Below are 7,512 nucleotides of genomic sequence, written 5' to 3'. Positions count from 1 at the left end.
TTCTCGGCCTGTGTCGGGGACCGGCCGCCAGGGCCGGTCACAACCCTTCCATCCTGCCAGCTCAGAAAGGTGGTCGTGGGCGGGTGGCGAGATCAGTCCGCAGTGGACACGGTGCGGCCCCGGCGCGGCTTCTCCGGACGCCAGCCGGCCAGGTCCGACTCCGAGAGATGACGGTGGGTGCGGCCGGTGGCGAGCGCGGTCCGGAACTCCTCGGCAGGATTTCCGTCCCATTCCGGGTCATGGCCGTTGTACCACTGTTCCACCCAGGGCATGGCCTCGCGCAGGCCGGCGAGGAGCGGTACGAACCGGGGGTCGTCGAGCGTCCAGCCGTCCACCTCGTTCCGGTCGTGGATCAGGTTGACCAGGGCTTCCGCCTGCTCACGGTGGTTCCAGCCGGCCCAGCCGAGGAGCAGGGACGGGTCGCTGTCGGTGGAGGCGCCGGGGTAGGAAACGAACCGTTCCTTGGGTACGTCGAGTTTGCCGCGGTTGGACCAGTACGAGTGCTTGAGGAAGTCGGCGCCGCTGTACTTCGGGGGCACCTTGATGTCCAGACGTTCGCCCTCTCGGTCCTCCTTCCGCTGCAGCTCCCAGACCTGCTCCCACTGGGCACGCTTGCGCAGGCCGGAGTCCTTGTAGCGGAGCGCGGCCAGGTAGGGCACGTGCTCTGCCTCGACGACGGCCTTCAGTACGGTCGCGAGGGAGGCGTCCCGGTCGCCGAGGTGGTCGGCGGCGTACAGCGTGGCGACGGCCTGCACAGTGTCGTCGTGGCGGAGGGCGTCCGCGAGCTGGTTGACGGTGAGCGTCCGCGGGGCGTCGTAGCCGTCGCGGTCCTCGAACCACAGCTCCCTGCGCTCGGCGGCGTCAAGCAGCCAGGAGCGGACGGCGGCGGCCTCCCGCTTCTCCCACGGCTCCAGGGACCAGCGCCGCTTGTACTCGGGGCGCTCAAGCAGGCGGATGTCCTTGTTCGCCTCGATCAGGTCGAGACGCGCCTGGATGACCTTCCTGTACGCGTCCGGCCAGGCGTCCGGGATCTCGTGCACGGGCGTGGAACCGTGCCGCTCGAACCAGGCGGTCTCGGCGCCCTCGTCACGGACGCGGCGGGCGAGCGCGATCTCGAAGGCGCGCTGGCCGAGGGCGAGGTCGGCGGGGACGTCGGTGGGGGTGGTGTCCGGGTCGGCGAGCGCGGCGATGGTGGTCGCCGGGTCGCCGGGGAGGGTGGTGCGGGCGACCTCGGAGGGGGAGAGGAGGCCGTAGGTGCCGTAGACGAACCAGTCCAGCTCCTCCTGGATGAGGATCATGCGGGAGCGGAGGGCGGACTGGGCGGCGCGGGCGGTGTCGAGGGTGGCGCGGTTTGCGGGCGTGGTGGTATCGGTGGTGAGGGCTGAGGGCTCCTCGGTGGCGAGGAGTTGGGCGAGCGTGTCGAGGGCGCGGGCGTGGGGGAGCGGGAGCGATGCAGGGAGAGGGAATTCCTGGAGCTTGGTTCCGGTGAATTCGTAGCGCTCCTCCCATTCCTCGTCCTGGACTCCCCGCCCAAGTCCACTTCCGCCCTTGCCTTGGCTCACCTGCTTCAGCCAGAAGCAAGCCGCCGAAGAGTTCAGCACTCCCATCAGCTCCAGATGCCGCTCCTCGCTCGTCCCCTCCGGCAGCTTGATCACCGGAGCGGAACGGTTGAACACCTTCCCGCCCCGGTCCAGTACGAAGTGATTGTGCGTTGCGACGAACGCGAATGCGATAGTGAGGGGTGTCTTAAGTTTGCTGGAGGTCAAGCGCCCGTATTCGGACCACTTCAATCCGCCCTCGATCTTCGTTTTCCGGCCAAATAGAATATTGTTCGACACGGTGGTCCGGCACGGCCACATCTTGCGGTGCAGCGGATCGATATCCTCAACGTCGATCGGTGTGAAATCGAAGTTGTACGGGAAAAGGGAAAGGTAATATTCTCCGCCGTTCCAGTCCCGCAACAGATCGCCCGTCACCATTGGGCGGGTGTAATTATCGGGAATCTGCGCTGTTCGTGATGCTCTGGCGGGGAGGAGGAAAAGGTCATCTTCTAGTGTGAAGCAAGTAATTCCCAGGGACTCGGTGCCGTTGCCAAGCGTGCTTGCTGCCGGACCCTCGATTTTCTCAAGCAGTCCTCCGGCCCCACCCCCACTCAGCGACCAAGGAAACGTAGCGAACCGCGCCCGCTCCGCATCCTCCACACTCACCCACTCCGACTCGCTCCCCGGCTTCCCCACCAGCTCCGTGATGGAGACCCACACCGGCCCGAGCGTGCCCTCCTTCGGAATGCTCGCCTCGCCCCGTACCCCGAGCACCGCCCGGATCGGCCGTGCCTGCCGCGTCACCTGGTTACGGCCGGTCAGGATCACGGTAGGCGTTCCATGGCCTGGGATGTGCGCCCCCGACGCGTCGATGATGTGTGTGAGGTCGACGCCGCCGAAGTCCCGCTTACGCGTGCGTCCTGTCGCCGGGTCCTTGTACTTATACGGCCCGCCCTGGAAGAACGATTCGATGAGCACCTTGCCGAACTCCCGCTTCATGAAGGAATTCGTCGTGATCTGCCCGGTGAACCCGCCGTTCTGCTGGCTGCCGCCCGCCCGGATCGCCAGCTCGAAGATGCGTTGCGCGAAAGGAACCGACAGCGCGTACTTCCCCGAGCACGCCCAGTACACGTCCCGGTAGTTTTGATTCTCCTGCTTGTCCTTGACCGTGATGTAAGGCGGGTTCGCCACGACCACGTGGTACGAGCCTCGGCCGAGTAGGTCGACCTTGTCCTGGTACTCCTTGATGTCCTCTGTGCGGTACGTGAAGACCTCGCGGTGCTCTGCCTCGTCCAGCGTCCGCTCGTTGCTCTCTTGGCCGGCCTCCCGTCCGTGCAGCAGTGAGTCACCCACGGCCACCCGGATCGGCAGTTCCGGTGCCGCCCGCAGTCCCTTCACCCCGCATTCCTTCACTGCCGCGACGAGCAGACGGAAGCGCGCGATCGACGCCGCGAAGGGATTCTTGTCCACACCGTGGACGGACTCCAGGGAGCGGCGGATCCGCAGGTAGTCGTCCATCTCCGGCTCCTCGTCCCGCCACTCGGCGAGGATCCGCTCGAAGAGACCGAGCAGAAAGTGCCCGGAGCCGCAGGCCGGGTCGATGCAGCGCAGTCCGCGCACCTCGGCGTCCGCGCCCTCCCCGTACAGTTCGCCGTTCCAGCGCTCGGGCCGGTGCTTCCACACCGGGGCGAGGCCGAACTCCTCGATGGCAGGCTTCAACGTCAGATCGAGGATGAACTTCTCGACGAAGTCAGGCGTCTGCAGCAGCGCGTACGTCTTCCGTGCGTGCTCCGACAGGTCCTGGTACAGGTCGCCGAGGAACCGGGTGCTGAGGTCGTCCCGCTGGAAGCTGTACCGGATCGTTCCGTCGGCCGCCCGCTCGCGCCAGAAGGCGAGCAGGCGAGAGGCAGCCCCATAGGACGGGGTGATCTCCCACAGCGGGTTGTGCCCCCGGTCGAAGAGCCCGGCCGCGGTGGGGTGTGCGTCCGCGAGCGTGGCGAAGGCGTGCAGCAGCCAGTCGCGGTCGTTTTTCTCGGGGTGCTCCCTGAAGTACGCGTCGTGGTGGTCCTGGGCCTCGGCGAGCCGGTCGCCGGGGCCGGAGAGCAGGGGCTCTGGGATCAGCCGGTTGTCCTCGCTGAAGCGGACGAAGACGCAGGACAGGACCCAGGCCGCTGCGACCTGTACCACCCGCTCCTCGAGCCACGACTCGTACATCTCGCCCGTCGTCCGCTCCTCGGCGACCGCATGGTCGTACTCGGTCCGCAGCTCCGTGTCGAACTCCGGCACTGACACCGCGCGCTCTCGCAGGTCCTCCTGCAGCAGGAGGACCTGCTTCTGCAGGTCCTTCAGCAGCGCATCGTGATCCAGCGACGCATCCGACGTACGGACATCCTCAGACGACACCTGCGGAACCTCGCTCCTTCGTTACGGGTCTCCCACCGTGCCGCCCATGCGGCACCAGCTGTTCTCCATCCTGCCAGCAGGGCCACCGGGAGTGGCCGTGGCAGGGAGTCAGGCCGGGCCGGGAAACGAACCTCAGGACGCTTTGCGCACCCCGCCCAGTCGGCCGATCCGCAGATGCACGCGGTAGATGTCGGGAAGATCGAGCCGGTCGTCTGTGCGCTTCTTCATCACGCCGAGAGCGACCAGATCGTCGATGAGCGCGTCCAGGTCGTCAGGGTCACGAGGGCCGGTACGCAACTGTTCGGGGATGCCTGCCTCGGCCTCCACCGTGAATCGTTCTGCCTCCGCGCGCAGCAGGTCTGGCAAACCCGCTTCCTCCCAGCACTCTCGGATTTCCGAACGCTCTATGGGCACCTTCCGCCCAGCGAGCAGCGCCACCGACGTCCCAACCCAGGGAATATCCTCGGTCATCTCCCGCACCCGGATCTCGGATGCCTTCTGTACCCCTCGCCGGATCGATTCGTGGTACAGCGCGTGCTCGTGCGTGCCGTACTCGTCCCGGGTCACAGCGGCGGCGGTGGCCAGTGCCTTGAGGAAGCTGCGGGGGCTGATCTGCTCGTTCCCGTCCATGAGGTGGTTGGGCAGCCAGCTGTAGGTGCTGCCCTTCCGGAAGTTGCTGCCCATGTATGGACCGGCGAGCTGGGTGAAGAAGTTGGCCTGCTCTCTGCGGTCACCGCTGAGACCGGGCGGCGGGACATATCGGTCACCGCCGTCCGCGGGATCCCAGCCGCCGGAGGATGCTCGGAAGCGTTGCGCCGCTTCGTCCTCCTGATTGCCGAGAGTGTGGAACAGCAGCCCGTACAGGCCGACCGGCTCCCAGAGCAGCTCCGTGGAGGTGCTCGCCAGTTTCGAAGCATCGGGAAAGTGCATCTCCGCACTGCGGAACATGTCGGGCCTGAGGAACACCTTGAAGCGGATGGTGCGGGTACTGAGACGCATCTCCAGAGCGAGCTGCAACAGCGCTCCTACCACCCGGTCCCGCTGGGCCGGCTGTCGGTGCAGATGCTCCAGGGCGTCGAAGAGCAGCAGCCTGACGACGTTGTCCGCATGCCCTGCCCGGTCCTCGTGCTCAACCGCGAGCTGAGCCGGACCGGGATGGCTGTGCACCCAGGCGGCCCGGTCGCGCCATTCGGCCAGGGCGCACACGTCCGGCTGCCCCAGTGCGGTCAGCAGCACCGCATACCAGAGTGTGTACGGGTCGGTTCCGTCGTCGATCAGCCGGGTCAGGAGCATGCCGCTGGGGTAGTGGGCCGAGTCCATGTCCTTGCCGTGGCCCGGCGCGACGGTCAGACGGTTGAGACGGTTGATGCGGTACTCGGCGGCGGCGTAGGCCCGCAGGCGGTCGTCGAGCAGGGACCGGTACCAGAAGGTCTTGCCGACGCCTCGGCCGCCCAGCACCACGGTGTTGTCGACGTACAGCGCCGTTCTGTGTGAGTCCGGCATGAACAGGCTGTGCGGGTCCGGCAGTCGGGTGTCGGCGTCCACGGCCTCGTCGAGGGCCTGGCAGAGCAGCTCGCGATACTCGGCGGGCTGGAGCGGGTGGCTCATGATGCGACCTCCCCGTCCTCGGCCTCGGCGGATCCGATGCGCCCGTTGGTCACCAGCGGAGTAACCGTCCGCAGGAATTCGCGATACGCGGCCTGCACGAAGGCGCGCCGTTGCCACTCGGGAGACTTCAGCGCGTTCATGCTCACCAGACCGGGCTCGAAGAGGATGGGGACGGCATGGTGCGGGGCCGTCGTGTCGCTCTCCGAGGGGGCGAATCCGTCGGGGGCCACACTGCTCTCGGCAGAGAGCTCGTCGTACAGCGTCTCGCTGAAGGTCTTGAACGCTTCGTCGCGGAAGGCTCGCAGATAGTCGTCCATGGAGTGATGGGTGGAGTCAGGCACCATCGAAGCGACCATCTTCAGCCGCTCGCGGATCCGGCTCGCCTGACCGGAGGACTGCCAGGCGGCGAAGAGATCGCGGTAACCCGCCCATGTCTGGGCGTTGTTGGCGCCGAAGAGCAGGGCCAGGTCGCACAGCCGGGAGATGGTGACGGCGGCGACGTCGTGGATACCGGCTCGGCTGTCAAGCAGGACGACGTCGGGGCTGTGACCGCTGTCACTACGGGATACCGCCCGCTCGCAGGCTTCCAACGACCGCTGCAGACGGTCGGCGAAGGATGCGCCGGGGAGGTCCGCGTACACCCGGTTCAGCTTGTCGACATAGGCGTACGCGATGCCGGTCTTCCCCCGGCCCCGGGACGGCGCCACCCACAGCTCGCCGAACCTGTCACGGGGCTCGTACGGGGAGCGGGCCACCAGGTCGAGGTCGAAGTCCAAGTCTGCGGGATCGATGACGGCCGACTCGACGAGGTGGTCGACGAGCCCGTACCGGGGAAGCCGTTCCTCATCGAGGAGCAGTGGACCGAGGCCGGGAGACTCCAGGTCGAGGTCGACGACTAGGACGACGAGACCCTTGTCGGCGAGGTGGCGGGCGAGCATGGCCGTCGCCGTGGTGCGGCCGACGCCACCCTTAAAACCGTACATCGCAGTACGGTAAGGGCGCTGACAGTCTCTAGCGGGTGGGTCGGACGCGACGGACACCTTCGCCCAGTCCTCGCCGACGACTGTGTTGTCGAGCAGACGAATGCGGCCCGGGCCGCCGGAGGGGCGGCCGGTATCGGGCACGGCACGCGGCGAGGAAAGCAGCGTGTCGGCGGCGAACATGGTGGAGGCCGGGGTGAGCGGTTGTGCGGTGATGTAGGGGCCGAGCTGCTCAGACAGCGCGGTGTGCCAGCGCTCCCGCTGTTCGTCGTCGACGCTGGCACCGCGGTCGTCGATGATCAATGTGAACCGGCCGAGGACGTCTCGTACCAGGAGGACCTCGAACCCCTCGTCCGCCACGGCGCGGGCGAGTGCGAGTGCACGGGGACGTGCTTCGTCGAATCGGACCGTGGTCTCAGCGGTGGTCATGAGGTGCTTCCAGCTTTCCGGTGAGCAGAGCGGCCTCGAGCAGAGCGAGGATCTTGTGCGCGGCGTCGTGCAGTGCGGTTACGGAGTCTCGCGTGATGTGGTCGCAGGATCGGTAGCGGTCTTGTTCGGTCCAGTTCGCGAAGGCGGGCAGCAAGCCGCCGACGACGGTGAGCACGTGCTGTCCCAGCGGTCCGGTGGCCAGGACCGCCAATTCCGTTGGGGACCAGGGCAGGTGGCCGAACTCCTGGGCTCCACCGGTCGTCTTCCGTATCCAGGGCTTCTGCGCCGTCTTGCCGTTCGGCTTCGGATCCATGCTGGCTTCGGTGAAGAGCAGCAACAGGGTTTTCAGTGCACATTCCGCCGCGAACCCGAAGTGGTGGTCGGCGTTGGGCCAGCGTTCCCGCTTGCCCAGGTAGCGGGCGTCCTCGAAGTGGCGCCTTGCGGCGACGGCGTACTGGTCCTCGGTTGTCATCTCGGGCACACGACGGATCATAGGACGCTGCCGACGTGCGAAGCCGGGGAGTTGATGGACCGGCAGACCTGCGGGCAGC

General features: G+C 67.0%; 4 protein-coding genes. All 4 read right to left on the bottom strand.

Features of this window, described 5'->3' with window-relative positions:
- Nucleotides 1-92: 92 nt before the first annotated feature.
- The 4 genes from pglX to ABZ953_RS32910 all read right to left on the bottom strand — a co-directional run bounded on the left by pglX (nucleotide 93) and on the right by ABZ953_RS32910 (nucleotide 7,442).
- Nucleotides 93-3,944: a BREX-2 system adenine-specific DNA-methyltransferase PglX gene (gene pglX, locus ABZ953_RS32925; protein WP_361731784.1), complete on the bottom strand. Its 3,852-nt coding sequence runs from the start codon at nucleotides 3,942-3,944 to the stop codon at nucleotides 93-95.
- A gap of 132 nt (nucleotides 3,945-4,076) precedes the next feature.
- On the bottom strand, nucleotides 4,077-5,552 hold the full coding sequence (locus ABZ953_RS32920) for a hypothetical protein (RefSeq protein WP_361731781.1): 1,476 nt from the start codon (nucleotides 5,550-5,552) through the stop codon (nucleotides 4,077-4,079).
- A complete protein-coding gene (locus ABZ953_RS32915; protein ID WP_361731778.1) occupies nucleotides 5,549-6,961 on the bottom strand; it encodes an AAA family ATPase in 1,413 nt (470 codons plus the stop codon). Before ABZ953_RS32915 ends, ABZ953_RS32920 begins: the two co-directional genes overlap by 4 nt.
- A complete protein-coding gene (locus ABZ953_RS32910) occupies nucleotides 6,948-7,442 on the bottom strand; it encodes a hypothetical protein (protein ID WP_361731775.1) in 495 nt (164 codons plus the stop codon). Before ABZ953_RS32910 ends, ABZ953_RS32915 begins: the two co-directional genes overlap by 14 nt.
- Nucleotides 7,443-7,512 lie beyond the last annotated feature (70 nt).

The organism is Streptomyces sp. NPDC046465 (assembly GCF_040646035.1).
Classification (GTDB): Bacteria; Actinomycetota; Actinomycetes; order Streptomycetales; family Streptomycetaceae; genus Streptomyces.
This window is presented reverse-complemented; position numbering and strand designations above follow the sequence as displayed.

What these genes read in the sequence shown, in the direction of transcription:
- ABZ953_RS32920 (WP_361731781.1), bottom strand. Translation starts at nt 5,552, where the DNA reads ATGAGCCACCCGCTCCAGCCCGCCGAGTATCGCGAGCTGCTCTGCCAG.
- ABZ953_RS32915 (WP_361731778.1), bottom strand. Translation starts at nt 6,961, where the DNA reads ATGACCACCGCTGAGACCACGGTCCGATTCGACGAAGCACGTCCCCGT.